The sequence below is a fragment of the Candidatus Sulfuricurvum sp. RIFRC-1 genome (assembly GCF_000310245.1).
Taxonomy (GTDB): domain Bacteria; phylum Campylobacterota; class Campylobacteria; order Campylobacterales; family Sulfurimonadaceae; genus Sulfuricurvum.
The window spans coordinates 68,833-95,704 of sequence record NC_020505.1; the positions used below are offsets into that span (position 1 = coordinate 68,833).

Consider the following 26,872-nt stretch of genomic DNA (forward strand, 5'->3'; position numbering starts at 1 on the left):
TTGTAGGGTGCAAAAAGGGATTTTTATGAAAAAAACTATCGCCAATACCAATAAATTTTTCTCTACCGCTAAAAAGCGGGAAACGATGATCGTCAATTCGGTTTATACCTCTGCCAAAGCGGAAGGTTCTAAAACCACCAAAAAAGAGTTGAAAGAACATTATCGACTTATCCATTCCTAATCTCTTTTTCGATTTTATCAATCAATAATTGCTGCAACGGTTCATAGTTGCAGTGATACCCTTCATGTACTTTCTGAATATAATTATCACCGCTTTTGAGGTTTAGCCCGATCATGGGCAATCCGTTTTTTGCCAAAATAATATCGCCTAAAAGTCGGCTAATTCGTCCGTTTCCCTCTCGAAAAGGGTGGATAAACAAAAACTCGCTCAACAAAAGGGATAAATCCGCTGTGATCGATTCTATATCCTCATATCGTTTTTTAGAAACTTCTTTGATTAGAATGTTCAAATCGGGTAGTCCATTGAGAAATTCAAGTCTCCATGTCCACGCTTCGAGGCAATCTCCTTTGCTCATTTCGACTGTTCTAATCTCTCCCGCAAAGGGATAAATCGATTCAAAAACGTTCTTATGCCATTTTTTGACGGTATTGAAACCGAATGATCTCGAAATATCGAAATTTACGACCAAATTGCTGTAAAGTTCGAGCAGTTTTAAATCCTCGTGCTTTTGGATCAAATCGCTATCGGTAGATTTGAGATAGTTGATACATACCCCGTTGGCAGTCATGATCTTTTGAATGTCATTGCTCTCCCAATGATTCCACGGGTTTGAGATAATGTGTTCAGAGATTAATTCGTTACATTCCAGGTTCACTTTATCGAGAATATTTTTTGGTGGCTTCGTTGATTTGAAGTATCGTGTATCTGTTTCGTACCAATATTGGATAGGGGTATTATGGGTAGTTTTAAAAGTATAAAGGAGGTATTTGGATTTAATCATTGTCTGTTCGTTATAAAAATCCTATTCAAAACGGTCGTTTATTATACCGCGTTTATACTCTCAATTACGCGCTCCATATCGATCTCCTCTCTCATCGTCGCAAGAAAACTGTCGATGGTCGTTTTTTTGTAATGCTCAAATTTATCATCGTCGAAAAGCCCATGAACGAACGTCCCTTTGATGTTCCCTTTCTCATAAACAAGCGGATATTTTTCACTCACCCCGTGATGAATCTCAAATCCTCTCACCGTTGTGCCAAAAATCTCATATTCACCCTTGTTCAGCACTTTATCTTTTTGAAACACAATAACGTCGTCGATAAATCCCAGAGCACTTTCGCGACTGGGGAGAGCGGTTTCGACGCATTCTTCATCGATGATGGTCTCAAACATCATTTGATACCCTCCGCAAATTCCCAGTATCTCTTTTTCTCTTTTTAGGAGTGCGTCGAACAGTCCCACTTTTTTGAGCCACCGCAGATCCTCTATCACCCGTTTGCTGCCGGGGAGGATGACGAGGTCATAGCTCTCCAGCGAAACATTGGAGGTGATAAACTCGACAAAGATTGTTTCATCGGCGATGAGAGGTTCGAAATCGTTGTAGTTGCTCATCGTGGGATAGTTGATAATCCCGATTTTTCTGAGAGGATGTGGTTTGTTTTGGACGAAATTTTTGAGACTTTGGCTATCTTCAAACCCGAGGTTAAGGGGGAGATAGGGGAGGACACCGAGGACGGGAATACCGAATCGCTCCTCGATGATTCTTATCCCATCGTCAAACAGGGTTCTATCACCTCTAAATTTATTGACGATCACCCCGATGACATTTTCACGCAGCTTTTCAGGGAGGAGATTGTAGACCCCCCAGATCGAGGCAAAAACCCCTCCGCGTTCGATGTCAGCAACGAGGATAATCTTAGTGTCGTACGTTTGTGCGATGTAAATATTGGAGAGGTCTTTGTCCATGAGATTGAGTTCGACGGGGCTCCCCGCCCCCTCGCATAGTACACATTCATAACGATTTCTCAGATATTCGAAACACTCATCGACGGCAGGTTTAAGGAGATCGAGATCGCGGTAGTATTCCCGCACCTCTTTCTCCTCGACGACATGCCCTTTCACGATCATTGAGGCGCTGTTTCCATGCCCTGATTTGAGGAGAATCGGATTGAGATGATAACTCGTCGGAAGAGCCAGCACTTCGGCTTGAAAATACTGGGCGATGGCAATCTCCGACCCGTCATCACATACATGGGAGTTGTTGGAGACGTTTTGTGCTTTGAACACCCCGACGTTGATCCCCCGCTCTTGAAGGAGTCTTCCGATGACAAATGTCAGGGTCGATTTCCCTGCATCGGATGAGGTGCCGAAAATGGAGATGGATTTCATCTATTTTCTCCTAAAAGCACGGAGCAGAGCAATAATAATCATCCCCTCCAGCGCAAAGAGTACAAAATGCAAATCATAGACCTGTTCTGTGGCGTTGGTAATCCCATAATGCTCTATGAGTTTGTAAAATCCATAGGAGAGTGCCAATCCCGCCAGCGAACCCTGCTGTTTGGCAACATCGATCCACCCCATCACCCGTGCATGTCGGGCGAAATGGGTTTCGGCTCGTACCAGATACCCTCCGAAGATAAAGGAGAGTTGATAGGCAGCGTAGATGATCAATGCACTCATAATATTGGATGAAAAGAGGAGGTAATAACCCACCATGAGGAGCATGATAAGTTCGGTGGCGAGAGTAAAGCGAAAAAAGTATTTTAGATTCATCAGCCGATGGTAGAGGTATGCCATTCCCATCATCCCCAACGCAAGGAGTATTCCTCCGATCGAGAACGTTGAGGGGCTCAGGGAACTGTAGATGGTAAAAACCGATCCCCCCACCATACCGGTGAAGAGGGCGTTAAAAAATTTGTAGCGGAGGTAGGGGCGAAAAGAGAGTTTAAGCATTTAAAATTTTGCGTTTAGCCCGAGATAGAGACTTCGTCCGGCGCTCCCGTATCCGTCTACTTCCTGATAGAGTTTGTCGCCCAAGTTCTCCCCTTTTAGATAAAAGCCGATATGTTCAGTCGCATCATAGTTGACGACCGCTCCCCAGAGCGTATAACGTCCGGTCTGTTTGGTTTGTGCCAGATCATCATAGCGTGTTCCAATATAATGGGTGTTGATTCCTAAATGCAATTTGTTGATTCCATAATAGTCTAATCCACTTCGAAACGTATTTTTTGCCCGTCGTTGAAGGTCTTGATTGTTTTGATTTTTAGCCCAGAGACGGTTATACCCGAGGTCTAATACCAGATCGCTTGCGATGGTATTTTTATAAGAGAGTTCAAACCCTTTGAGTCGTGATTTACCGGTGACTTGCTCGTAGACGTAGGTTGATGGATTGGATCCGATGAGGTTGTCGACCAAGTTATTGTAATAGGTAGCACTTAGATGTTTGTAGGTTCCGGTAATATCAAAACTTTTGGTGGTTTCAGGCTGGAGGTTGGCATTTCCGTAATAGCCAGCATAGAGTTCAAAGAGTGAAGGGGTCCGATAGGCGGTTCCGTAATTGGTGCTGAGTGAAATATCATTTGTAAAATCATATTTTGCCCCAATCTTGCCGGTTGTTTTATCCTTAAATGTATCGTACGCATCATGGCGGATCGATTCGGTAAGGATGAGATTTTCGAAACGGTTTGTATTGGTGAGGAAAACTCCTTTGGAATCAAGCTCTTTGCTGCTAACGGTATCTTTCGAATGAAGAGCATTGCCCCCTACAACCAAAAATCCGTCTGGAGCATAGTGATAGTTTCCTTGGAGCGAAGCTTCTTTGTGCGTTCCGCTAAAAGCTTTGGTGTATCCGAGCGGATCTTTTTTGTCGAAGCTGGAGATACTGTAAGCGGCGCTGATCGAATCTTCTTTATTGAGACGGTGCTCGTAAGAGATGCTCCCTAAACGGTTGATTTGATGGATCTCATTGGATTCACTGTTTGGTTGGGCGTATGCATCGTATTGTGTTTTTGCATCGATAAAAGTAAATTGAGCACCAAGCGTATCTGATGAGGTCACATCGTAGCTGAGTTTGGTGTTGAGAGTCTCATTTTTATAGCCGTCATCTTCGTAATCTTCAGGATTTCCCCCTTTTGGGGTTGTGGCTGAGAATCCATTTGATTTGATTTGATTGGCCCCGAAATAGTACGATAAGGCTCCGATTTTTTGAGAGATATTAGCCCCTAATTTGGTTGTAGCATAGCTGCCGTACTCAGCGGTACCACTTATTTTGAGTTGCTCGGTTGCTTTTTTGGTAATGATATTAATAACACCGGAAACGGCATTTGCTCCCCAAATCCCGCTTTGAGCCCCTTTTAAAATTTCAATCCGTTCAATATCATTTACCATGAGGTGCTCTAGCTGTGCCTGTCCTTTGGTGGTAGTCGGATCGTTATAGCGAATGCCATCAACCAAAACAATGGCATTTTCAGAACTAAATCCGCGAAGAAAAAAGGAACTTTGATTCCCTATGCCTCCATTTTGGGCCATTGGAATATTGCTGAGTGTTTTGAGCGCATCAATAACTGAGGTTATGTGTTTTTCTTCGAGTTCTTCGGCCGTAATAACATCGATGTTAGCCGTAATGTCTTTGAGGGATTGTTCAGTTTTGGAAGCAGAAACTACAATTGGATCAAGTGTGAGGTCATTGGCCTGTGCTGAGGCGACTAATGTTGCTGCGGCAACAAGTGATAGGGTGTGTTTAAACATGAGTGTCCTTGATTAATAGTCGTAATAATGGATGAGAGGAGGACACTCTTAGGAGGAGAAACAGCTGAATAGATGTAGATGGGGCAAACAGGAGCGACGAGCTCTATGCGGGTGATGTTTTGGAGGAGGCGAACCTCAGAAGCGTAGGCTTGGATAGCGACCAGTGAAAAGTAGCTTTTACCGAATCCGCGTGGTGAACGCATCACTATCCTCCCCAATTTTTTTGGGAATTATAGCGAAAAAGGGAGGGTAGTAATTTAGGATTTGAATTGATTCAGTTGTGCGTTTAGGCTTGTTGCGGCATTGTAGAGTTCGGCAGTAATTTTAGAAATTTGTTTGATCTCCTCTTGATTGCTTTGGGAGAGATCGGACATTTCAGAGACCCTGCTGATAATTTCATGAATTTTATGCGCCATGTTTTCGGCTTCTTGAACACTTTGTTGGCTTGCATCTACGTTTGAGCGCAGTGAAGTTGAAGCGGAATCAATTTTGACGTCGATCTCTTCACTTCGCTCCGCGAGACGCTCGATATTGTCGCTGTTGCTGCTCATCATATCGGAAGAATCGGAGATTGACTGGATAACGATAGAGATTGTAGAGTTGATTTCGGTGAGACTTTTTTGGGTACGTTCGGCGAGTTTACGTACTTCATCGGCAACAACGGCAAATCCGCGTCCGTGTTCCCCTGCACGTGCTGCTTCGATCGCGGCATTGAGGGCGAGTAGGTTGGTTTGATCGGCGATATCAGAGATGATGCTTAATACGCCGCTGACACTGGCCGCATCGGATGAGAGCTGGGTAAAACGCTCACCCAACTCATTACTCATTTGCGTTGCACTGTGAATTTCACGGGTAATAGCGTTGGCAATCTCACGTACGTGAGAAAGCTCTTTTTCAGTGGATTGGCTATTTTTGAGTGTCGTTTTAGCCATATCAACGCTTTGCTCTAATGTTGCACCGATCTCAGCGGCAGTTTTGTTAGTCGTTTGTGCAATCATATTGGTTTTTTCTGATTGGGCAGAGAGGTTTGTGGCCGCCGAGTTGAGTGTTGAGGTAGAACCGACAGCTGAAGTGGTGATTTGCTTGGTATCGTTGATCGTATTCTGGATTTTGGCAATAAATTGGTTGAGATAGTTGCTGGCGATACCGATTTCATCATTTTTATTGAGAATCGGAAGACGTTTTGTGAGATCACCGTTTCCGTGCGCTAAATCGCTGGAAACATTATCGAGTTCTTCAATAGGGCGGAGGATACTGGTGCCCGAAAAATAGTTGATAGCGATCAAAATCGCGGTTAAAACGGTTCCTAAAATCAAGAACCATTTGAAAAAACTGGCTTGCAGCTCATCAAAATAATCGGCTTTATTGATTCCGGGAATAACCCACATATCCCATGCAGGGATATATCGGTAGGCGGCAATTTTGTCTTGACCTGTTGTTGCAGAGACATACTCGTAAACACCGCCCGCTTTGTCGGCACGGATGTGATCGATGTAATCATGTCCCGCTTTGTTCTGCCCTTCATCCTTCGGGTGAATGGTCATTACCCCCTCGGCGTTGATAAAATAGACGTAGCCGCTTTTACCGATCTTGATACTTTTGATTTCATCTTTAAATTTTTCATCTTCATACCCTTTCGGTTTGAGTTCTGCGACAAAGACAACATTTTTTTCGAGAACATCGGCAACCGTATTGAGATCGCTGATCATGATCGTTTTGATCGACCCTACCGCAATGAAGTATGCTACAATGACACTTACGAGGATGGCACTTATGGCTGCCACAAGATTGACAATAAATTTGGCTTTAATCGTGTTAAAAAGAGGCATTTTTAATATCCATTATTGGTTAGATGATGTCATTGTAGTTTTCTTTTTCTAAAGCGAAGGTAAAATATGAGATTTTCTTATTTAGAACAAATTGCGAAGTATATGGAACGCTTCACCCATATCGTTGCTGCATACCGTTATGATGACACCGGGATACGCCTGATTTTCGATCGAGAGAACAGTTGGAATTTCGAGATGCAGAGGGGGAATTCGACGATCAGTATCGGTGAAGCAGCCAATCGCGGGAAAATGTATCAAGCTCCGTTTGATGTTTTGCTCGCGAAACGCTTTAACCGCTCAACCCTACACACCGTCGAGCTTTATAATAGCGATAAAATTATCCGCCTCACCGCAAGCACCAGCGGTTCGTACAAATCGGAAACCACGATTTTACAGTTTGAATTTACCGGTAAACATACGAATGTCATTATTATGGACAAAGATGAGATCGTATTGGAAGCGTTGCGCCATATCGATGATGACGTTTCTACCCGCAGTGTTCGCGTTGGTCAAAAACTAGGAGAGATTCCCAAACCTCATTACGAACCGCAGCATTACCCGTTGGCGGATGTGAGAGCATTTTTGCTCGAAGAGTTTCGTCATCGAAATCGTGATCGGCTTGATCGGCTGAAAAATGAGAAGAAAGCCCTTTTAACTAAACGCTTAGCAACGCTGAGAAAACATCTGGATACCCTTGAGAGCGAATCAGTGTTAAAGGAAGAGTCTCAAAAGTTACAAAATTCAGGGCATCTGGTTCTGGCAAATTTAGAAATTATAAAACCGTATGAGAAGAGCGTCGATTTGAGTGATTTTGACGGGATGATCATTCATCTAGAACTTCCAAGCGGCTGCAGCAGTGCTTCAGGATGTGCGGAGAGTTTTTTTAAACGTTCCAAAAAAGCGAAACAAAAAGCGATCGGATTGCATCAAGAGAGAGAGAACCTTGAGGGTAAAATCCGTCATTTAGAGCTTTTTATCCAGACGGTATCTGAGGCCTCCTCTCCTGAAGAGATAGCCCTTTTATTCCCCGCAAAAACATCCAAATCAAAACTCAAAACCTCTGATTCGATTGCCGAGTTTTGGATTGAGGGGGTAAAAGTCTCCCTCGGCAAAAGTGAAAAAGGAAATATCGAACTGCTCAAAAATTCCAAAGCCCGTGATATTTGGATGCATCTCAAAGATCGACCTTCGGCCCATGTGCTCATCAGTACCGATAAACAGCAGCTCCCTGAGCGGCTTCTCGAAGCAGCAGCAAAACTGTGTGTTGATTTTTCGGTATTTGAGAAAGGGCGTTATTTGGTCGATTATACTCCCCGAAGAGAAGTGAAAATGGGGGAGGGCGCAAATGTCCTCTATACGAATTTTAAAACGATAAATATCCAAAAAGGGTAATCTTATGGCAATCGGACCCATTGGCAATACGATTTACGTCAATCAGCAAATGGCAAGCGTGGCAAGTGAAAAGAACGCTATTTTAAACCGATTCGAACTTCAAACACTCGCTGCTGCCTCCGCTTCGCAAGAGACACAAAAAGAGATCCAAGAGGTGCGCCCGACCGAAGAAAATCAGGGAGTTGATGCCGATCGTGAGCATACCAAAGAACAGGCGGAACAAGAAGAACGGCGTTCCTCGCATCATGAGGAAAAGGAGGAGGAGCCTCCGTCGCCAAAACCGGTCCATATTTTGGATATAAAAGTGTGATTTTCGCTATAATTTCAAAATTCTAAAACCATTGGTTAACCAAACTATGCAAACTGCAAAAAATTCAACGCAAGAACGTATTGTTACTGCGGTATTTCTGGTCATCGGCGTCTTGATCGTCGGGCTTATTAACAACTTTTGGCTCATGTGGGCAGTGATGGGTATTGTCTATCTTCTGGCATTTCATGAAGCGACCCGTTTGTTTGGGATTAACAACAATTCTTTGTATGCGTATGCGGCTATTTTGTGGCTTGCTGCGGCACTTTATCCGTACGGTGAAGATTTGTTTGTTATTGCGGGGCTTATTTTTGCAGGGGCTGTGGCGTATACTCAGAATATTCCCCCTAAAAACTTTCTCCCCTTTATTTACCCGACGGCTGGGATGCTTTTTATGCTCAGTATGTACCAAGAGTACGGGATGGGAGCTATGTTATGGCTTCTCGTGGTTGTAGCTTCGGCAGATGTGGGGGCGTATGTGGTCGGACGCAGCATAGGCAGAACTCCCTTTAGCGTCTCCAGTCCGAGCAAAACCCGTGAGGGTGTGTATGGCGGTATCGCCGTTGCGACGGGTGCGGGATTTTTTATCGGCATCACGATCGTTGATATTACCCAAGCGATTATCATCTCTATGGCGGCGGCAATCGGTGCGGTTTTCGGTGATTTATTTGAGAGTTATCTTAAGCGTCAAGCGGGGGTAAAAGACAGCGGTTCAATCCTTCCGGGTCACGGCGGTGTTTTAGATCGAATTGACGGTTATCTTTTTGCCTCTGTTATTATGCTTGTTCTCCTTCGGGGCCTTGTTTGATCCTACTGGGCTCCACCGGTTCGATCGGAGTCAATGCCCTCAATATCGCGCAACAGTTTAATCTGAGCGTCGATACTTTGGTTGCCGGGCGTAATATTGATCTTCTCAACCAACAAATCCTGAAACATTCTCCCAAACGTGTCGTTGTCATGGATCAGGATGATTGTTCTCGTGTCAATCATCCTGATGTTCGCTCGGGAGAAGCGGCGATTCTTGATGCGATCGAAGAATCCGCTTCACAACATGTCGTTAATGCTTTGGTTGGATTTGCAGGTTTTCGACCGACTCTCAAAGCGCTGGAATGCGGTAAAAGAATCGCTTTGGCTAACAAAGAGTCTTTGGTGGTTGGTGGAGCGTTTGTCGATACTTCCAGCGTTGTCCCTATCGATAGCGAACACTTCGGATTATGGTATCTCAACCAAGGAAGCCGAAAAATTGATCGGATGATGATTACCGCCAGCGGCGGAGCATTCCGAGACTGGCCGCTGGAGCAACTCTCCTCCGCCACTCTGGCAGATGCTCTCAAACATCCCAACTGGTCCATGGGGCAAAAAATCACCATTGACAGTGCCTCCATGGTCAACAAACTGTTTGAACTTCTCGAAGCGAGGTGGCTGTTCGGCGAGGGGAAATACGATGCCGTGATTGAGACCAAATCCCTCATTCATGCCATGATCGATTATGCGGACGGCTCTACAACGGCCCATTTTGCCCATGCCGATATGCGTCTTCCGATCGCGTACGCGCTTATGGGTCATGTGGATACTCCGATTGTGGATCGGATTGATTTAACCCGCGTAGGAGCATTGGAATTTCGTCCTATTGAGAGCGTACGGTATCCGATTTGGCAAATCAAAGAAGATTTGCTCCGTAACCCTGCACGAGGTGTTATCGTTAATGCGGCGAATGAAGCGGCGATTGAGCGTTTTGTCGCGGGCGATATCCGCTTTATCGATATTTCTACAATGATCCTTCGTGCGTATGAGACGTTTAGCACAGCACCTGAATCCATCGATGCTATTTTCGATCTTGATCATGAAGTACGCGCATTTGTCCGAGGGATACAATGTTAAAAGTCCTAATGTTACACGGATGGGGCGGATCGGATGACCCTCATTGGCAGGCATGGCTCTCTGGTGAGATCGCGAAAAACTATGGCACCGTCAGCTTCCCTCTTCTGGATAACCCCCATTTCCCGAGTAAAAATCGCTGGATGAAACAGATCAAATCGATCCTGAGTGATTTTCAGCCCGACGTCGTTATTTGTCATTCACTTGCTAATATTGCTTGGTTTCATCTATGCAATGAAGGCGAGATTGCTTCAGTAAAACGGCTTTTATTGGTTGCTCCTCCGAAGCTGACGTGTGAAATCGAGACACTCAAAACTTTTTTCCCGCTCGAAGCCCCTAAAAACCTGTTTGCCGAAGAGGCACTATTGGTCACATCGACCAATGATCCCTATATGAGCACAGAAGAGGCTTTATCGCTTCAAAAGGCTCTGGGGATAGAGATGAGGGTGATTGAGGATGCCGGACACATTAACACTGCTTCAGGGTTTGGAGAGTGGCCCTGGGTCAAAGAGTGGGTATTGCAATGATCCTCAGTATTGAAAGCAGCTGTGATGACAGTTCAATTGCAATAACAGAGATTGCAACCAAAAAACTGGTCTATCATAAGAAAATTTCTCAAGAGTTAGAACATTCAGTGTACGGTGGAGTCGTCCCCGAACTCGCCAGCCGTTTGCACGCTGAAGCATTGCCCCGTATTTTGGCGGAGTGCGAGCCGTGGTTCGATCAGCTCAAAGCGATTGCCGTCACCAATGAACCGGGATTGGGTGTAACGCTGATCGAGGGGGTTACGATGGCAAAAGCGCTTAGTATCTCTTTGGATATCCCGATACTTCCGATCAACCATCTCAAAGGGCATATTTATTCCCTCTTTATAGAGAAAGAGGCGATTTTACCGATCACCGTTTTACTCGTTTCCGGTGGTCATACTCAGTTAATAGAAGTTAAATCGTATACTGAGATGGAGACGATCGCTACTACTATGGATGACAGTTACGGGGAGAGTTTCGATAAAGTGGCGAAAATGATGGCGTTAGGGTATCCAGGAGGGCCGTTGATTGAACAGTTGGCCCACAGTGGTGATTCGAGTAAAGTGAGCTTTACCGTCCCATTATGGCAATCTCCGCTGATAGCGTTCAGCTATTCAGGACTCAAAAATCAAGTGCGCCTTGCGATAGAAGCCAATGGTGTTGCTGCCTATCCCGATATCGCGAGCGCTTTTCAGAAAACGGCAACCGAACACCTGCTTCAAAAACTCAAAAAGTATTTTAAATCCCATCCGCCAAAACGTTTTGCGATTGTCGGAGGGGCGAGTGCAAATCTTTACCTCAGAGAGAATATCACAAAAATACTCGCCCCCTATAAAGCCGAATTACTCCTTGCAGAATTAAAATTTTGTTCCGATAATGCAGCTATGATCGGACGCGCGGCAATTGAGGCATATGTCTTAGGAGCAATGCAACCTTATAATAGCATTGCGATCAATCCCCGTTGTAAACTGTGAAATAGCTTAAGTCAAAACACCTCTTTCATAATTCAGAGTCAAATTATCCGATTTAAAATATACTTCCCACATAAAATAAAACAACACAAAAGAAGGAGCCAATATGGCAACGACTAAATTCAAGGGTACTGACGTAGAACTTTTAGGAAACACTGTAAATGTAGGGGATAAAGCACCTGAAGTTACGGTTGTTAATTCAGCAGGTCTTGGTGATGTTACCGTAGGTGGCGCACAAGGTAAAAAACAACTTATTATTGTTGTTCCGTCATTGGATACAGGTGTATGTGCGACTGAAACACGTAACTTCAATGCAAAAGCTGCTGGTCTTAAAGACGTTATCACTACAATCGTATCTCTTGACCTTCCGTTCGCAGCAGGGCGTTTTTGCCAAGCAGAAGGAATTGACAATTTGACAGTATGTTCAGATTTCCGTAACAAAGATTTCGCAAACGCGTATGGTGTATTACTTGGCGGTTCTGTTCTTGCAGGTGTAACATGCCGCGCAATCTTCGCAGTAAACGAAGAGGGTGTTGTTACTTACAAAGAAATCGTCCCTGAAATCACTGAAGAGCCAAACTACGAAGCTGCATTGGCTGCCGTAGCATAAGTTCTTATTCTCTCCCTATGGAGAGAATTTTCTTCCTTCTCAAATCTTCTTCTATTTACACGTAATACTAATCAACTCACCCGTTTTATTGAGCGCATAATTGTAACGACCATCAAGGGTAATCGTCGCACGGGCGAATTTGCCGTGATTTCCTAATGATACACTGAGATAGGGGGCTGAATTAAGTTCTTGTTGCGTCGATTGAAAAACCGCATCATGTTTGAAATCTAGGACAATACGGTTTGGACTGCTTAAAACAAAATGGCGTACCAAAGGATCGGTTGTTTTGATGGCAAGGTATTTTCCTTTGGTATCAAAGCGTATAAATCCAAAGTTAGCCGAGGAAGCACTATTATGACTGAATGAAGGTGTTGTAGCAGCGTTACTGGATTGAGATATGGTAAGAGAACGGTGCCAGTCGATACTTTGATCTATCTGCATTTTTTGCTTTTCGATACTTCCATCGATGTTTTGAATGGTAAACGTGACCTCTTTTAAAATACGGGCCTGATTGGGCAGGGTATAACTGACACTGCTTAGCTTGGGTTTGGTATCGGGGATGTTGGAGGATACTGTTTGCATTTCAGAGGGCTTTGCCGCAAAAAAAGGATTTTCACGCGCAACTAAGGGGGAAAGGAGCAAAAGAGAGAGGAAAAGTGAACGTTTCATATAATCTCCCATGGTTACTGTGAATCAGCATCTAGCTCTTTAAGCTCAAAATATTGCTTTTGCAAAGCAGCATTTTCAGCTTTAAGGCGTTCGATATCTTCACTCAAATAATCTTGGTGCTCTTCTAAATCGAGAAGAACACTCAGTGAGTTGTTCCCGAAAAAGATGAATCCCATATAAACACCGACAACGAGAACAATCCCTGAAGCAAGGAGAAACTTGTGCGTTGGGAGACCGAAATAACGCTCACTTAAGCTCTCTTTTTCCTCGCCTATCAGTAATTGATCATCGTGTTGCATTAGTTAAAGAGGGCACTCCCTAAATATTCGCCGTACATTACTTCGGTTTCAATTTCCAACAAACGGTTGTATTTAGCCGTTCGTTCACCGCGCGCTGTTGAGCCTGTTTTGATCTCACCGCAGTTGAGTGCTACTGCAAAATCAGCGATAAATGCATCTTCACTTTCGCCGGAGCGGTGAGACATAACACATTTGTAGCCGTTGCGCTGTGCAAGACGAACCGTGAGCATCGTTTCTGATACTGATCCGATTTGGTTTGGTTTGATCAAAATTGCATTTGCGATCCCTTTTTCGATCCCCTCTGCCAAAATATTGGCATTTGTTACGAACAAATCATCGCCAACAAGCTGTACTTTGTTTCCTAAACGCTCAGTCAAGATTTTCCATCCCGCCCAGTCATCTTCGCTCAAACCGTCTTCGATCGATACGATAGGGTATTTAGAGCAAAGGTCAGCGTAATAATCGACGAGTTGCGCAGACGTAACGGTTCGGTTTTCAGAATCGAGACGGTATCCACCCTCTGTTACGAGTTCAGATGCGGCAACGTCAAGAGCGATAGCGATTTGTTCACCCGCTTTGTATCCCGCTTTAGCAATCGCTTCCATGATCACTTGGATCGGTTCTTCATTCGAGCTCAAATCCGGTGCAAAGCCACCCTCATCGCCGAGTGCCGTGTTAGCACCGCGATTTTTTAGGATTGATTTGAGATTGTGATAGACCTCTGCAGAAGCACGAAGACCTTCGGAAAAATCATTAAATCCGATTGGCATAATCATATACTCTTGGAAATCAACGCTGTTATCGGCGTGGCTTCCTCCATTGATGATGTTGAGCATCGGTACCGGAAGAACCATTGCATTGGCACCGCCGAGGTAGCGATAGAGAGGAATTCCGAGACTTTTTGCCGCCGCACGTGCTACCGCCATGGATACACCGAGAACGGCATTTGCACCGAGATTTCCGTAGTTTTCCGTTCCGTCAAGCTCTTTCATGACCGCATCAACCATCGCTTGGTTAAACGGGCTGAGGCCCATGATCGCATCTGCGATATCAGTATTGACATGTTCAACTGCTTTTAGAACCCCTTTACCCATGTAGCGAGAATCGCCATCACGCAGTTCTAATGCCTCACGTTTACCGGTACTTGCACCGCTTGGAACGATCGCGCTTTCACGTGTTCCGTCACTTAGTTGTACCGTTGCTTTTACGGTAGGATTCCCTCGAGAATCCATTACCTCGATTGCACTTACTTCATCAATAAAAATCATTCGTCTACCTCACCTATATCAGATTCATCCATAGCAATGATGCCTGTTACACCCATTGCTGATTTAATTTTTTCTTCGACTCTGCGAGCCAATTCCGGCTCATCTTTGAATTTTTGTTTTACGTTTTCACGTCCTTGACCCAGTTTGGTATCCTCGAAACTGAACCATGCTCCGCTTTTATCAATAATGTCGAGTTTAACACCGTAATCGACGAGTTCTCCCTCTTTGGAGATACCTTCACCGAACATGATATCAAATTCTGCTTGACGAAACGGCGGTGCCACTTTATTTTTAATGACTTTCGCTTTAACGCGGTTGCCGATTTGGCTTTCCCCTTGTTTGAGGGTAGCAATTTTACGAACATCGATACGAACCGATGCGTAGAATTTTAGCGCATTCCCCCCCGTTGTTGTCTCCGGTGAACCGTATCCCATTGTTCCGATTTTCATACGGATTTGGTTGATGAAAATAATCGTACAGTTCATTTTATGCATGATACCGGTCAGTTTACGCAATGCTTTCGACATTAAGCGCGCTTGAACTCCCACTTGCTGGTCGTTCATCTCCCCTTCGATCTCCACTTTCGGAGTCAATGCCGCAACCGAGTCGATGACGATCAAATCAACTGCCCCGCTTCGGACGATGGTTTCGACGATATCGAGTGCTTGTTCACCGTAATCGGGTTGTGATACGAGGAGATTTTCGACATCAACACCGAGATTTTTAGCGTATCCGATATCAAGCGCATGTTCTGCATCGATAAAAGCACAGATCCCGCCGTTTTTTTGACATTCAGCGGTGATTTGAAGGCTGAGTGTCGTTTTCCCTGAGCTTTCAGGCCCGTAAATTTCGATAACACGTCCTTCCGGTATTCCGCCGATACCAAGGGCCAAATCCAACCCGATGGAACCTGTACTGATGGAATTAATAGGTTCAATCTCTTTGTCCCCAAGACGCATCAACGTCCCTTTTCCGAACGTTTTGTCAATTTGTTTCATCGCAAGTTCAAGCGATTTAAGTTTGTTTGGATCCATCATGCTGTGCTCTCCTGAGACTAATATGTTTTAAAATTACGTCATAATATGACAAATTGAAATATATTTAAAATATATGGCAAATTGCAATATTAATAATTCGCATTCTGGAATAGAGATATTTTAGCGTTATTTGGTTAAAATTTAATTGATTTGTCATTATGAATAGGATTTTAAGTGAAAAAAATGGTGATTGCCCACTCCCCCGATGCTGATGATATCTTTATGTATTACGCCATCAAATTCGGTTGGGTGACGAAAGAAAATACTTTTTTTGACAATATCGCTTTGGATATTGAAACCCTTAACACCGAAGCGTTAAAAGGGACATACGATATCAGTGCGATTAGTTTCGGACTCTACCCTCATATCCGGAATGATTACGCATTGCTTCGAACAGCGGTGAGTTTTGGTCAAGGTTATGGCCCTAAACTGATCCGCAAACGTGAAACGGTTCTAAAAAAGCGCTTCAAAGTTGCTCTCAGCGGAAAATATACCACTAATGCGTTGCTCTTTCGGATAGCCTATCCCGATGCGAAAATCGTTTATATGAATTTTTTAGAGATTGAGCAAGCGGTATTAGACGGGGTCGTCGATGCGGGTGTTTTAATCCATGAATCTATTTTGGGATACGATGAGTCACTCGAAGTGGAGCGCGAGCTTTGGGATATATGGTGTGAACTCTCCGGCGGTGATTTACCACTTCCTTTGGGAGGGATGGCCATTCGCCGATCACTTCCGATTACTTCGGCTATTTCGTATGAGAATCTTTTAACCAAAGCGGTACAAATTGCTCGTGATCACAAAGAGAACCTTTCTAAAATGTTGATGGAACGTAATCTCGTCCGCATTGATGCTCCGACACTGGAAAAATATCTCGAACTTTACGCCAATGACGAATCTATTACCCTCAATGAAACACAATATAAGGCAATCGAACTCTTATTTAACCTTGGATATAAACACGGCTTTTTTGACGCTGCAATTAATCCGAGAGATTTTATGATCCCACTCGAATACACCGAATTGAGGTACTCGTAAATGATGCAGTCGGAGTTGATCGGTTTGGGGATTGAGACGTTTAAAATTGCTCTCATTTTATCGCTGCCCGCACTGCTGGTCGGGATGTTTTTGGGGCTTGCGGTCAGTATTTTTCAGGCAACAACACAGATCAATGAGATGACCCTCAGCTTTATCCCTAAAATTATCGGGATTGTTGTCGTCATTATTCTGACTATGCCGTGGATGATGAACGAAATGCAGGACTTCACGATTCGTATCTTTAATATGATTCCGACCTTTATGCAATGAATACGAAGCGTATAGATTTTTCCAAATTCAGTTCTATTCGTATCGGCCCAATAGTCGAAGTTGCACTCATCGAAAATGATGTTGTTCCGCAGGGGCATTTTATCGTCGGTTCTGCTAATAATGTTCTTATTTCCCCAACCCCGCCACCGCTTATGACCCTCTCTAAAGAGTACGATTTTATCGCTCTTGAAACAGATGGTCTCCATATCGGTGCCGCTACGCCGGGGGGACGTGTTGTGTCGTTTTGCAAAAAGAATGATATTGCCCATTTTGAGTACCTCTCTAAACTCCCGGGAACCCTCGGCGGTATGCTTAAAATGAATGCAGGACTCAAAGAGTATGAGATATTTAATTATCTCATTGCAATCCGTACCCAGAGCGGCTGGAAACAAAAAAGCGAAATCGAATACGGCTATCGTAAAACTTCTATCGATGAAGTGGTATTCGAAGCGGTTTTCGAAGCACAAAACGGATATTCTGCCGAGCGATATGAGATGTTCGCACAGATGCGTTCCAATCAACCGAATGATCCGAGTGCCGGAAGCTGTTTTAAAAATCCTCCGGGTGATTATGCCGGACGCCTTATCGAAGCGGTGGGGTTAAAAGGTCAGCGTGTCGGTGCTATGGCTTTTAGTGAAGTTCATGCCAATTTTCTCGTCAATATGGGCGGAGGTACTTTTGCGGATGCCTTGTCTTTAATACATGAAGCGCAAACACGGGCAAAAACAGCATTTGACCTGGACTTACAATGTGAAGTTGTGATCATTGATTGTGAAAATATGACGAAAAAATAATCTATTCTATTGACTTTAGTCGTCACAGGTGTTAAAATGACGATGAAATTCTAGATTGAAAAGGATTTAAACATACAATGACCGTTAGTTATATCCGTCCCGATAAAGATTTCGATGGTGTTTATGAACAGCTTAAATTGATTAATGGTTATGCTGATCAAAAAAAGATTGCGATTCAAGAAGAGTTTGTGGATCAAACATCTCAAAATAAACGGCTCAGTGAACGGCATGAAGTAGTCCGTTTTTTCCGATCCTTGGATGGCGATACTTTGATCGTTTATGATACATGGACATTGAGCAGCTACATCGAAGATGTCGTTCAAATGTTTAGTTGTCTCCTTAAAAATAATAATACAATCCATTTTGTCAAACCGGGCGTGATAATCGACCGCAAAAGTGATACAATGGTTGTCTTAGGTCTTATCGATCAGCTCCGTCAGGTGCTTCAAGATGATGCCAAAAAAGGGATCGGCCGTCCGCGCGGATCTAAATCATCGTCAAAATTTGATAGGTATTTGGAGCAGATTATCGATTTGTTGAAAAAACGGCGCAGTGTAAGTGAGATCGCACGTATCTTAGGAGTGAGTCGAAGCTCTCTCAAAGATTACATCGAATCGCGTGAACTTAAAGAGGTAGTGAGTGGTGTCATCGGTATCGGAGACGATACGGATGCGGAAGCAACGGTGATTGGAACGATTCAGTGTCCAATCGATGAATCAACTATATGATGGAGGTCGTATGATGAGTGAAGAGACAGTGTCCCCAAAAGGAAAAGAGTATTTGTCGGGGTGGACCCCGTGGCGTATTATGCGGTATTGGTTTTATGGCCTTGTAACCATTTTTGCATTGGCAGTGCCATGGATTACCATCGAGGGAAATCACCTTTTCTTACTTAGCTTTGATAAATTGAAACTCCATTTGATGTTTATTCAATTTGATATGCAAGAGCTTTATTTGATGCCGTTTTTGCTCATGATCTTGTTTATCGGGGTATTCGGAATTACCGTATTGGGCGGGCGGGTTTTCTGCGGATGGATGTGTCCCCAAACCATTTTCCGTGTCGTTTACCGTGATTTGATCGAAACAAAATTGCTGGGTCTTCGCAAACGTATTAAAAACAAACAACAAGAACCGGATTATTCTAAGTTTGAAAATAAAGTAAAACGATTAGTAGGCATTCTCCTTTGGACAGGATTGTCATTTATTGCTGCGGCCGATCTGATGTGGTATTTTGTACCGCCGGAAGATTTCTTTGCCTATATTCAAAATCCGATGGAACATACGGTATTGATGGGATCGATTATCGGGATTGTTTTATTCTTGGTCTATGACATTATTTTCTTGCAAGAGAATTTTTGTGTCTACGTCTGCCCTTATTCACGTATCCAATCGGTTTTATACGATGATGATACCGTTATGGCAATTTATAACCCGAATCGCGGTGGAGATATCTACGACGAGCATAAAGAGAAAATGTTTATCAAACAAAAAGATCTGCTTGCGGTAAATAGCCATGCGGAATGCACTACCTGTGAGAGTTGTGTGAGCGTTTGTCCTACCCATATTGATATTCGTAAAGGGCTTCAGTTAGAGTGTATCAACTGTCTGGAGTGTGTTGATGCGTGTACTGAAGTTATGGGTAAACTCGGTAAAGCGAGCCTTGTAGAGTGGTCAAGTGAAAAAGAGACCCTTTATATGAAAGGTAAAACGGACTATTTCCGTCCGAAAATCTTGGGTTATGTTGCTATCTTAATTATTGTTAGTGTTATATTGGGAATGATGGGAAGTGAAAAAGAGTATATGCTCCTCAACATCAACAAAGAGAACCGTTTGTATTCTGTTCATCAAAATGATGAGGGTAAAGTGCAGGTTGATAACGCCTATACCTTTTTGTTGCAAAATACGCTAAACGAAGATCATGAATACTATTTCAATATCGTTGCTCCTGAGGGAATGGAAGGAAAAATTAAAATCGCTCAGCCGGAAAAACCGTTCAAAGTTAAACCGGGCGTCGTTAAGAAAAAAGTAGTGGTTCTTTATACGGATGAAGTGCTTGTGAATGATGATCGTAAAGATACGGTTATTCCGATCACGATTAATGCGTATGCGGTGGATGCGAAAGATAAAGTGGCGGTAACACGTCAGTCGACGTTTACTTTCCCGCGAGCGGATATGCTCAAATAAGAGTCTAATGTACTTTTCTGTTTAGTCAGAAAAGTACCAAAAGAAAGAATAGAAATTATACGAGAACTGCTTCGCGTTGACCTACTTCGAGATGACCGATAACGTATCCATCCGTTGAAGAGAGAACATCCGCTACATCCCCTTCTTTAACAACCAAAATCATCCCCACACCCATATTGAATGCGCGGAACATCTCGGTACGTTCAACGTGTTGACCGATCAATTCGAAGATAGGTAGAACACGGATAGAAGATTCGGAGATAACGGCACGTAATCCCTCTGGAAGGACACGTGGGAAGTTCTCAACAATTCCGCCCCCCGTGATGTGCGCAAGGGCTTGAATCTTATCTTTGAGTGCTTTAAATGTTTTGACATAGATACGTGTCGGAGTAAGAAGCGTTTCGATGAGAGGTTTTCCCTCAAATTCGTCTTCGAATTTCATTCCCATTTTTTCAAACAACACTTTGCGTGCCAATGAGAATCCGTTTGAGTGAAGACCCGAACTTGGTAATGCGATGAGGATGTCTCCCGCAGCTACTTTGTTTGAACGGTCAAGTTCGCTTTTTTCTCCGATACCGACGGCAAAGCCGGCCAAGTCGTAATCATCTGAGTGGTACATCCCCGGCATCTCAGCCGTTTCACCGCCGATAAGGGCACATTCGGCTTGACGGCACCCCTCAGCAATACCGCTAACGACGGCAGTAGCGGCAGTGACATCGAGTTTACCGGTTGCGTAATAGTCGAGGAAAAATGAAGGGGTTCCAAAATTACAAATTAAGTCATTGACACACATCGCGACTAAATCGATTCCGACCGTGTTATGAATACCTGAATCAATAGCGAGTTTGAGTTTTGTTCCGACACCGTCTGTTGCGGCGAGCATTACCGGTTCTCGGTATCCAGAAGGTAGTTCAAACGCACCGGCAAATGATCCGATTCCACCGAGTACACCGGCTATTGCAGTCGATTTAACGAGTGGCTTGATATTTTCGACAAAACTGTTACCTGCATCGATATCGACACCGGCGTCTTTGTAGCTGATTTGGCTCATTAAGTCCCTCATCTGTTGTAATGAGGGAATTATAACGAAGGGAGAGTTAGGAGAAGTTTATTTTTCGTAACAAGATCCGAAAACTTTTTTGAATGTCCATAATGAAGGGCAAAAATCGGTGATGGCCCATACGATAACCATCACAATAACGAGAGTTTGAAGAATCATAGCGTAGAGCAATTGGTTATTGGCAAACAAAAGCATTGCTGCGATTAAGACGATAGCCATTAAAAAGCGTTGAATTTTTTCAGCACACATTGTAGCTCCTGAATTAATAAGAATAATTGTTTGAAATTATAGCAAATCAGATCGTGTTAACCTTTAACCTCTGAGTATAAATGGAATATTCAAACCTTTTTAATCTCCGCGTGTTACAATCGCTGAAAAATTTCTGTTACCATAAGAAGAGAAACCCTTAATGAAAACATTTATCTATCCTGAAATGATGACCCATGTTGCGATGTGTACCCATAAAAATCCCCGTACGGTGATGGTGCTGAGCACTCAAAGCGATCTTCTTAAAACAGAAATGGCACGTTATCGTGACACAGAATCGGTGTATGTCGATACCAATAATCTATTGAACGGACTCCGCGAGCAAGCGGATAAAAGTATCGATGTGTTACTTTTGGATACGCTGAGCGATGATAGTGCTGTATTCGCCCATGCTAACCGTATTTTAAAAGAAGATGCTTTGATGGTGTGTAAGCATCCTGCGCTGGATGATGTGAGTGCTAATACCAAACTCATGCAGATTTTAGGAAACTATTTTAAAATTATTATGCCGTATCATCTCGAAGATGGTTCTACCCTCTTGCTTTGCTCAAAAGAGTATCATCCGACGGCTGATTTAATTTTACAACGCAGTGATTTGCTAGAGGGTCATCAGTATTACAACTGCGATGTCCATATCGCTGCTTTTGCTATGCCGCAATATGTTCGAAAAAATTACCTCGGAATTATTCGTAACTAATGGCATTTGAATATCATTTTTTTTATCACGCCATCGGAACCCGTCCCGATAGCTACTCTAACACTAAGTTCTCCTCGGCGGAGAGCCCACGCGCAGTAAAACCGCGCTATTCGAGATAATTATGGCTTTTGAATATGCTATCGCACTCACGGGAGGGATTGCAACGGGGAAAAGTACCGTTGCTTCATTGCTCGGGTTAAACGGTCTTCGCATCATCGATGCTGATACGATTGCTCACCGTATTTTGGATGAAAACAGTTCTTGGGTAGCGGAACGATTTGGGTCAGAATTTGTCAAAAACTCTAAAGTGGATCGTCCTGCCTTGGGCAAAATAGTTTTTGCCGATCCTAAAGCGAAAAAAGAGCTCGAAAGTTTTCTCCATCCGAAAATCCGTGCCGCCATCGAAGAGCAAAGCGAAAAACAAGACCGCCTCAAATACCCGTATCTGATCGATATCCCCCTCTTTTTTGAGACATCTTCGTATCCGATCAAAAACTCAGTGGTCGTCTATACTCCTAAAACATTGCAGTTAGAGCGATTTATGAAACGCAACGGTTTCTCCGAAGAGGAGTCTTTGCGCCGCATCGAAAGTCAGATGGATATCGATGAGAAAAAATCGCGCGCGACATGGGTAATCGATAACTCCTCTAATCTTAAACATTTGCAGAAAGAGTGTGAGCAGTTTGTTGATAGTATTAAATTGCTTTATCCCGCTCCAAAAATAAATTAACTTTCTTGTATAACTTCTAAATTAGATTCCGAATCGAGTTCGGAATGACGAGGATGTTGAGCTTTTGTCATCTAACAAGGTTGTTTGATTTTTGTCATCCTGAACTTGATTCAGGATCTAGGTTTCCTATTATATAATTCAATAAAGACTTATCAAGAGGATATCTTCATGCTCCAAATTGCTAAATACTGTGCCAGCGGCAACGATTTTGTCATCTTTCATGCCTTTCACGGGGCAGATCGCTCAGGGCTTGCACGAACTCTCTGTGATCGTCAAAACGGTATTGGAGCGGATGGCTTAATTGTTGTTCTTCCTCATGAACAGTATGATTTCGAGTGGGAATTTTACAATGCAGACGGTTCTACCGCATCAATGTGCGGAAACGGAAGCCGCGCATGCGCTCATTACGCGTATCGTTTTGGATTAGCTCATGAGTCAATGGAATTTTTAACGGGTGCAGGGGTGATAAAAGCTACTGTGGAGGGGGATATGGTTCAGAGTGATCTAACCCCTCCGCTGGTGATTAATGACGCGATTTCAGAGCATGAGATGAGATGGTGGCTGATCGATACCGGCGTTCCTCATCTCGTGACATTTGATGCGGATATGGAACATTTTAATATTGCGATGGCGAGAGAGCTTCGCCACAAATATAATGCTAATGTCAATATTGCTCGTGTAGAGAGCAACGGTGCTATTCATGTCCGTACCTATGAGCGCGGTGTTGAAGATGAGACATTAGCGTGCGGAACAGGGATGGCAGCGTGTTTTTATCGTGCTTCCATCGAGGGATTGGTTGCGGATAATGCTCGTGTTTATCCTAAAAGCGGAGAAACGCTCTATTTAGGGTTTGATGAGGGAACGATTACGTTCAAAGGGGAAGTCAAAGGGGTTTTTGAAACCTACTGGAGATTTTAAACGCCATCGGAACGCGTCCCGATTGGCTACGTTAACACTGGGTTTCCTTCGGCAGGAAGCCCAAAATCGCTTGTGATTTTTTTATAAACCCGCTCTCTCCATAATCTGCGCCTGAGTATCGGCAATTAACGGTTCGATAATATCGTCCATCAATCCCCCCTGCATAATCTCTTCGAGACGATAAAGGGTGAGGGTAATACGGTGATCGGAGATGCGATTTTGAGGGTAGTTGTAGGTACGGATACGTCCACTGCGATCTCCGGTTCCTACTTGATCTTTACGCTCCGACATCTCTTTTTCTTTTGCCTCTTGCATTTGCATATCATAAATACGCGCTTTGAGGATTTGCATCGCTTTATCTTTATTTTTATGCTGCGATTTTTGATCTTGGTTAGTGACGACGATACCGGTCGGGAGGTGGGTAATACGTACGGCAGAGTCGGTCGTATTGACACTTTGCCCTCCTGATCCGCTTGAGCGCATAACGTCGATTTTGAGATCATTTTCATTGATAATGACTTCAACATCATCGACTTCCGGCATCACGGCAACGGTAATGGCTGAGGTATGAACCCGTCCTTGGGACTCGGTAGCCGGGACGCGCTGAACGCGGTGAGTTCCCGCCTCGTATTTGAGACGTGAGTAAACCTGTTCCCCTTTAATGAGGGCGATGATCTCTTTAAATCCGCCTGCATCGGAGGGACTGCTACTCATCAGCTCGATTTTCCACCCCTTTACATCGGCGTAACGGACATAGGCATTGAACAAATCCCCGACAAAAATCGCCGCTTCATCTCCACCCGTTCCGGCACGCAATTCGATATAAATGTTTCGTTTGTCATTGGGGTTGCTTGGGATGAGGAGTTTTTTGATCTCGTCCTCGAGAGGTTCAACCATCGGCTCTAATGATCGTAACTCCTCTTTGGCAAGCTCTCCGAGTTCTGCATCAAACGCGAGCGATTTGTTCTCTTCAATATCATCGAGGAGTTTTTTGTACTCAGTCGCTTTGCTAACAATGGCTTGGATAGAAGATTGCTCTTTCGAGAGATCGGTCATTCGTTTGATATCATTGCCGATATCGGGAGAACTCAAAAGTTCGGTTAATTCGTTATAACGGTTGATAAAAGGGGTGAGTTTGTCGGATAACATAAGTGTGTCCTAAAAGAGGCGTTTTGAGAAAATTAAAGAAGGAATTTTGCCCTGAGGGCAAAAATTAGGCTGCGATTGCGTTAACAGCGAGGTGAAGACGGCTAACTTTACGTGCAGCAGTCTCTTTTTTCAAGACACCTTTGCTTACATATTTATGAAGGTTAGCGTTAGCGATAACAAGAGCAGCTTTCGCTTCTTCTTTGTTTCCTGCATCTACGGCAGTACGAACTGCTTTAACAATGTTTTTAATACGTGTGCGATAGAATCGGTTGCGTTCTGTACGCTTTTCCGTCTGACGGATACGTTTCAATGCTGACTTATGGTTTGCCATGGCATTTATCCTTGTCGAATTTTTTTTAGGGTAGAATACTACCTTAAAGATAATTAAATTTAAGTTAAATTTTATGGATTATCTCTCAAAAGCTTGAAAATTATGGTAAAAAGGAAATAAATTATAATGAAACTCTTTGGAACCGACGGAGTACGCGGTGAAGCGGGCTCGTTTTTAACGGCAGAATTGGCGATGCGTGTAGCGATGGCGGCCGGGATTTATTTCAGTGAGCATTCCCGAACCAAAAAAATTTTAGTGGGGAAAGATACACGGCGCAGTGGCTATATGATTGAAAATGCGATTGTGACCGGCCTTACCGCAGTAGGATATGACGTCGTTCAAATCGGTCCGATGCCAACTCCTGCAATTGCTTTTTTGACGCTGAATATGCGGTGTGATGCTGGGATTATGATTTCAGCAAGCCACAATCCCTACGAAGACAACGGAATCAAATTTTTCGATGCCCAAGGTAATAAACTCTCCGAAGAGATTGAAGCTCAGATCGAAGCAATTGCCCACGATAAAGCCCGCCTTGAAGAAGGTCAGGTCACAGGCAAAAAAATCGGAAGTGCAAAACGGATCGATGACGTTATCGGCCGCTACATTGTTCAACTCAAAAACTCATTCAGTCGAGAATTAACCCTTCAAGGGTTACGTATTGTTTTGGATACGGCTAACGGAGCAGGGTATAAAGTGGGACCGACGGTGCTTGAAGAACTCGGTGCCGAAGTGATCGTATTGCACGATAAACCCAACGGATTTAATATCAATGAAGGGTGCGGAGCACTGCATACCAAAGATTTGCGTGAAGCGGTCAAACAGTACCGTGCCGATATCGGTTTGGCGCTCGATGGAGATGCTGACCGCCTTATCGTTGTGGATGAAAATGGTGATGAAGTGGACGGCGATCAGATTCTTGGAGCACTGGGGCTGTTTTTGCATCGCACCGGACAGCTTAAAGGGGGCGGGATTGTCTCTACCGTCATGAGTAATCAAGCGTTAGAAGATACGATGAATGAGAACGGTTTGAAACTCTTCCGCTCTAATGTCGGCGATAAATACGTTTTGGAAGTAATGCGTGAAAACGGGATTAATTTCGGTGGAGAGCAAAGCGGTCATATCATTTTGCACGATTACGCTAAAACGGGTGACGGACTGGTAAGCGCATTGCAGATTTTGGCACTGCTGCTGACCTCCGCGCAAAAAGCAAGTAAAGTGCTTCGTCCATTTAAGCTTTATCCGCAAAAACTGGTGAATATTAAAGTCAAAACGAAAAAACCGCTCGATCAAATCAAAGGGCTGGATGAAAAACTGAAAGAAATCGAAGCTGCACATATGCGTCATCTGATCCGATATTCGGGTACAGAGAATAAACTTCGTATTTTATTAGAGGGCAAAGATGCCAAAGTGATGGAAAAAGCGATGGAGAAACTCGTAGGCTTTTTTGAGAAGGTCTTGAATGGTTAGATCGATTGTCATCTTATTGTTGGTAATGAGCAGTGCTTTGCTCATCGATCAAGCGATAAAATCGATTTTTTTAGGCGGGTTTCGACTTTATTCTCCCTATATCGATCTGATTTTAGTTTTTAATAAAGGGGTTGCTTTTTCAATGTTTGCTTTTTTAGAGGGAGCATTGAAATGGATACAGCTCGTTTTATTAGCCGGTGTCATCGGCTATACTCTCTGGCTGAAAAGAACATGCTACCTGATCCCTGTCGGTATTTTGGCAGGTGCAGGATTCTCGAATGTAGCAGATCGTTTTATGCATGGCGGTGTTGTTGATTATGTTTATTGGCATTACGGATTTAATTTTGCCGTTTTTAACGCAGCCGATGTGATGATCGATATTGCCGTAGTATGGTTATTGATTTTAAACTTCCGACCGCAGTCGTGTAAGGGTTAAGTGACTTTTAACTTCCACGCGGCTATAATTTCGCTC

General features: G+C 43.8%; 32 protein-coding genes. 18 read left to right on the forward strand and 14 right to left on the reverse strand.

Annotated features, from left to right (window positions below; genetic code table 11):
- Positions 1 to 25: 25 nt before the first annotated feature.
- On the forward strand, positions 26 to 181 hold the full coding sequence (locus tag B649_RS12390) for a hypothetical protein (protein WP_291750911.1): 156 nt from the start codon (positions 26 to 28) through the stop codon (positions 179 to 181).
- Here the strand turns inward: B649_RS12390 and B649_RS00330 are convergent.
- The 6 genes from B649_RS00330 to B649_RS00350 are packed head-to-tail and all read right to left on the reverse strand — an operon-like array spanning position 168 to position 6,537.
- Positions 168 to 962 carry a Fic family protein gene (locus tag B649_RS00330; protein WP_015652506.1) on the reverse strand — a complete coding sequence of 265 codons (795 nt, stop codon included), beginning with the start codon at positions 960 to 962 and terminating at the stop codon, positions 168 to 170. The genes B649_RS12390 and B649_RS00330 overlap by 14 nt on opposite strands.
- A gap of 41 nt (positions 963 to 1,003) precedes the next feature.
- Positions 1,004 to 2,350 (reverse strand): cobyric acid synthase, encoded by a 1,347-nt coding sequence (locus B649_RS00335; RefSeq protein WP_015652507.1) that lies wholly within the window; start codon positions 2,348 to 2,350, stop codon positions 1,004 to 1,006.
- Positions 2,351 to 2,914: a hypothetical protein gene (locus B649_RS00340; protein WP_015652508.1), complete on the reverse strand. Its 564-nt coding sequence runs from the start codon at positions 2,912 to 2,914 to the stop codon at positions 2,351 to 2,353.
- Positions 2,915 to 4,708, reverse strand: a complete 1,794-nt coding sequence (locus B649_RS00345) for a TonB-dependent receptor (protein WP_015652509.1) — start codon at positions 4,706 to 4,708, stop codon at positions 2,915 to 2,917. It lies immediately after the preceding gene.
- Positions 4,666 to 4,911, reverse strand: coding sequence for a hypothetical protein (locus B649_RS12395; protein WP_291750912.1), 246 nt, complete (start codon positions 4,909 to 4,911; stop codon positions 4,666 to 4,668). Before B649_RS12395 ends, B649_RS00345 begins: the two co-directional genes overlap by 43 nt.
- 54 nt (positions 4,912 to 4,965) lie before the next feature.
- Positions 4,966 to 6,537 carry a methyl-accepting chemotaxis protein gene (locus B649_RS00350; RefSeq protein WP_015652510.1) on the reverse strand — a complete coding sequence of 524 codons (1,572 nt, stop codon included), beginning with the start codon at positions 6,535 to 6,537 and terminating at the stop codon, positions 4,966 to 4,968.
- Positions 6,538 to 6,603: 66 nt separating this feature from the next.
- Between B649_RS00350 and B649_RS00355 the strand changes: the two genes are divergently transcribed.
- From B649_RS00355 to tpx, 7 genes are all read left to right on the forward strand, one after another.
- The gene (locus B649_RS00355) at positions 6,604 to 7,929 is read left to right on the forward strand and encodes an NFACT family protein (RefSeq protein ID WP_015652511.1); all 1,326 of its coding nucleotides are present in this window, start codon (positions 6,604 to 6,606) and stop codon (positions 7,927 to 7,929) included.
- A 4-nt stretch (positions 7,930 to 7,933) separates the two neighbouring features.
- Positions 7,934 to 8,239 carry a hypothetical protein gene (locus B649_RS00360; protein WP_015652512.1) on the forward strand — a complete coding sequence of 102 codons (306 nt, stop codon included), beginning with the start codon at positions 7,934 to 7,936 and terminating at the stop codon, positions 8,237 to 8,239.
- A gap of 46 nt (positions 8,240 to 8,285) precedes the next feature.
- Positions 8,286 to 9,044, forward strand: a complete 759-nt coding sequence (locus B649_RS00365) for a phosphatidate cytidylyltransferase (RefSeq protein ID WP_015652513.1) — start codon at positions 8,286 to 8,288, stop codon at positions 9,042 to 9,044.
- Positions 9,041 to 10,117, forward strand: a complete 1,077-nt coding sequence (dxr, locus tag B649_RS00370) for a 1-deoxy-D-xylulose-5-phosphate reductoisomerase (RefSeq protein ID WP_015652514.1) — start codon at positions 9,041 to 9,043, stop codon at positions 10,115 to 10,117. The genes B649_RS00365 and dxr overlap by 4 nt, the downstream gene beginning before the upstream one ends.
- Positions 10,111 to 10,641, forward strand: a complete 531-nt coding sequence (locus tag B649_RS00375; protein WP_015652515.1) for an alpha/beta hydrolase — start codon at positions 10,111 to 10,113, stop codon at positions 10,639 to 10,641. The genes dxr and B649_RS00375 overlap by 7 nt, the downstream gene beginning before the upstream one ends.
- Positions 10,638 to 11,615, forward strand: coding sequence for a tRNA (adenosine(37)-N6)-threonylcarbamoyltransferase complex transferase subunit TsaD (tsaD, locus tag B649_RS00380; RefSeq protein ID WP_015652516.1), 978 nt, complete (start codon positions 10,638 to 10,640; stop codon positions 11,613 to 11,615). Before B649_RS00375 ends, tsaD begins: the two co-directional genes overlap by 4 nt.
- Before the next feature lie 103 nt (positions 11,616 to 11,718).
- Complete coding sequence (gene tpx / locus B649_RS00385; RefSeq protein ID WP_015652517.1) at positions 11,719 to 12,222, forward strand: thiol peroxidase; 504 nt, start codon at positions 11,719 to 11,721, stop codon at positions 12,220 to 12,222.
- Positions 12,223 to 12,273: 51 nt separating this feature from the next.
- Here the strand turns inward: tpx and B649_RS00390 are convergent, their stop codons facing one another.
- The 4 genes from B649_RS00390 to recA are packed head-to-tail and all read right to left on the reverse strand — an operon-like array spanning position 12,274 to position 15,492.
- The gene (locus B649_RS00390) at positions 12,274 to 12,891 is read right to left on the reverse strand and encodes an AMIN domain-containing protein (protein WP_015652518.1); all 618 of its coding nucleotides are present in this window, start codon (positions 12,889 to 12,891) and stop codon (positions 12,274 to 12,276) included.
- 14 nt (positions 12,892 to 12,905) lie between these two features.
- Positions 12,906 to 13,190: a hypothetical protein gene (locus B649_RS00395; RefSeq protein ID WP_015652519.1), complete on the reverse strand. Its 285-nt coding sequence runs from the start codon at positions 13,188 to 13,190 to the stop codon at positions 12,906 to 12,908.
- Positions 13,190 to 14,458, reverse strand: a complete 1,269-nt coding sequence (gene eno / locus B649_RS00400; RefSeq protein ID WP_015652520.1) for a phosphopyruvate hydratase — start codon at positions 14,456 to 14,458, stop codon at positions 13,190 to 13,192. The genes B649_RS00395 and eno overlap by 1 nt, the downstream gene beginning before the upstream one ends.
- Complete coding sequence (gene recA / locus B649_RS00405; RefSeq protein WP_015652521.1) at positions 14,455 to 15,492, reverse strand: recombinase RecA; 1,038 nt, start codon at positions 15,490 to 15,492, stop codon at positions 14,455 to 14,457. Before recA ends, eno begins: the two co-directional genes overlap by 4 nt.
- Before the next feature lie 177 nt (positions 15,493 to 15,669).
- On the opposite strand from recA, the gene B649_RS00410 reads away from it, so the two are divergent.
- The 5 genes from B649_RS00410 (at position 15,670) to ccoG (ending at position 19,781) form a co-directional block, all read left to right on the forward strand.
- Positions 15,670 to 16,533 carry a menaquinone biosynthesis family protein gene (locus tag B649_RS00410; protein WP_015652522.1) on the forward strand — a complete coding sequence of 288 codons (864 nt, stop codon included), beginning with the start codon at positions 15,670 to 15,672 and terminating at the stop codon, positions 16,531 to 16,533.
- A gap of 3 nt (positions 16,534 to 16,536) precedes the next feature.
- Complete coding sequence (gene fliQ / locus B649_RS00415; RefSeq protein ID WP_015652523.1) at positions 16,537 to 16,803, forward strand: flagellar biosynthesis protein FliQ; 267 nt, start codon at positions 16,537 to 16,539, stop codon at positions 16,801 to 16,803.
- Positions 16,800 to 17,597 (forward strand): UDP-N-acetylmuramate dehydrogenase, encoded by a 798-nt coding sequence (locus tag B649_RS00420; protein WP_015652524.1) that lies wholly within the window; start codon positions 16,800 to 16,802, stop codon positions 17,595 to 17,597. Before fliQ ends, B649_RS00420 begins: the two co-directional genes overlap by 4 nt.
- A 77-nt stretch (positions 17,598 to 17,674) precedes the next feature.
- Entirely contained in the window at positions 17,675 to 18,325 is a 651-nt protein-coding gene (locus B649_RS00425) for a recombinase family protein (RefSeq protein WP_015652525.1), read from the forward strand.
- Positions 18,326 to 18,338: 13 nt separating this feature from the next.
- Positions 18,339 to 19,781, forward strand: coding sequence for a cytochrome c oxidase accessory protein CcoG (gene ccoG / locus B649_RS00430; protein WP_041192472.1), 1,443 nt, complete (start codon positions 18,339 to 18,341; stop codon positions 19,779 to 19,781).
- Between the two features lie 55 nt (positions 19,782 to 19,836).
- On the opposite strand, the gene purM is transcribed toward ccoG, so the two are convergent.
- Together purM and B649_RS00440 are read right to left on the reverse strand one after the other, a co-directional pair.
- Positions 19,837 to 20,832 (reverse strand): phosphoribosylformylglycinamidine cyclo-ligase, encoded by a 996-nt coding sequence (gene purM, locus B649_RS00435; RefSeq protein WP_015652527.1) that lies wholly within the window; start codon positions 20,830 to 20,832, stop codon positions 19,837 to 19,839.
- A 57-nt stretch (positions 20,833 to 20,889) separates the two neighbouring features.
- Positions 20,890 to 21,090, reverse strand: a complete 201-nt coding sequence (locus B649_RS00440) for a hypothetical protein (RefSeq protein ID WP_015652528.1) — start codon at positions 21,088 to 21,090, stop codon at positions 20,890 to 20,892.
- Positions 21,091 to 21,250: 160 nt separating this feature from the next.
- Between B649_RS00440 and B649_RS00445 the strand changes: the two genes are divergently transcribed.
- The 3 genes from B649_RS00445 to dapF all read left to right on the forward strand — a co-directional run bounded on the left by B649_RS00445 (position 21,251) and on the right by dapF (position 23,453).
- The gene (locus tag B649_RS00445) at positions 21,251 to 21,805 is read left to right on the forward strand and encodes a hypothetical protein (RefSeq protein WP_015652529.1); all 555 of its coding nucleotides are present in this window, start codon (positions 21,251 to 21,253) and stop codon (positions 21,803 to 21,805) included.
- Between the two features lie 121 nt (positions 21,806 to 21,926).
- On the forward strand, positions 21,927 to 22,535 hold the full coding sequence (coaE, locus tag B649_RS00450) for a dephospho-CoA kinase (protein ID WP_015652530.1): 609 nt from the start codon (positions 21,927 to 21,929) through the stop codon (positions 22,533 to 22,535).
- Between the two features lie 168 nt (positions 22,536 to 22,703).
- Positions 22,704 to 23,453, forward strand: coding sequence for a diaminopimelate epimerase (dapF, locus tag B649_RS00455; RefSeq protein ID WP_015652531.1), 750 nt, complete (start codon positions 22,704 to 22,706; stop codon positions 23,451 to 23,453).
- A gap of 81 nt (positions 23,454 to 23,534) precedes the next feature.
- Here the strand turns inward: dapF and prfA are convergent, their stop codons facing one another.
- Together prfA and rpsT are read right to left on the reverse strand one after the other, a co-directional pair.
- Complete coding sequence (prfA, locus tag B649_RS00460; RefSeq protein WP_015652532.1) at positions 23,535 to 24,602, reverse strand: peptide chain release factor 1; 1,068 nt, start codon at positions 24,600 to 24,602, stop codon at positions 23,535 to 23,537.
- A 64-nt stretch (positions 24,603 to 24,666) separates the two neighbouring features.
- Positions 24,667 to 24,933 carry a 30S ribosomal protein S20 gene (rpsT, locus tag B649_RS00465; protein WP_015652533.1) on the reverse strand — a complete coding sequence of 89 codons (267 nt, stop codon included), beginning with the start codon at positions 24,931 to 24,933 and terminating at the stop codon, positions 24,667 to 24,669.
- A 126-nt stretch (positions 24,934 to 25,059) separates the two neighbouring features.
- Between rpsT and glmM the strand changes: the two genes are divergently transcribed.
- Positions 25,060 to 26,400 carry a phosphoglucosamine mutase gene (gene glmM, locus B649_RS00470; RefSeq protein ID WP_015652534.1) on the forward strand — a complete coding sequence of 447 codons (1,341 nt, stop codon included), beginning with the start codon at positions 25,060 to 25,062 and terminating at the stop codon, positions 26,398 to 26,400.
- On the forward strand, positions 26,393 to 26,836 hold the full coding sequence (gene lspA / locus B649_RS00475; RefSeq protein ID WP_015652535.1) for a signal peptidase II: 444 nt from the start codon (positions 26,393 to 26,395) through the stop codon (positions 26,834 to 26,836). Before glmM ends, lspA begins: the two co-directional genes overlap by 8 nt.
- Positions 26,837 to 26,872 lie beyond the last annotated feature (36 nt).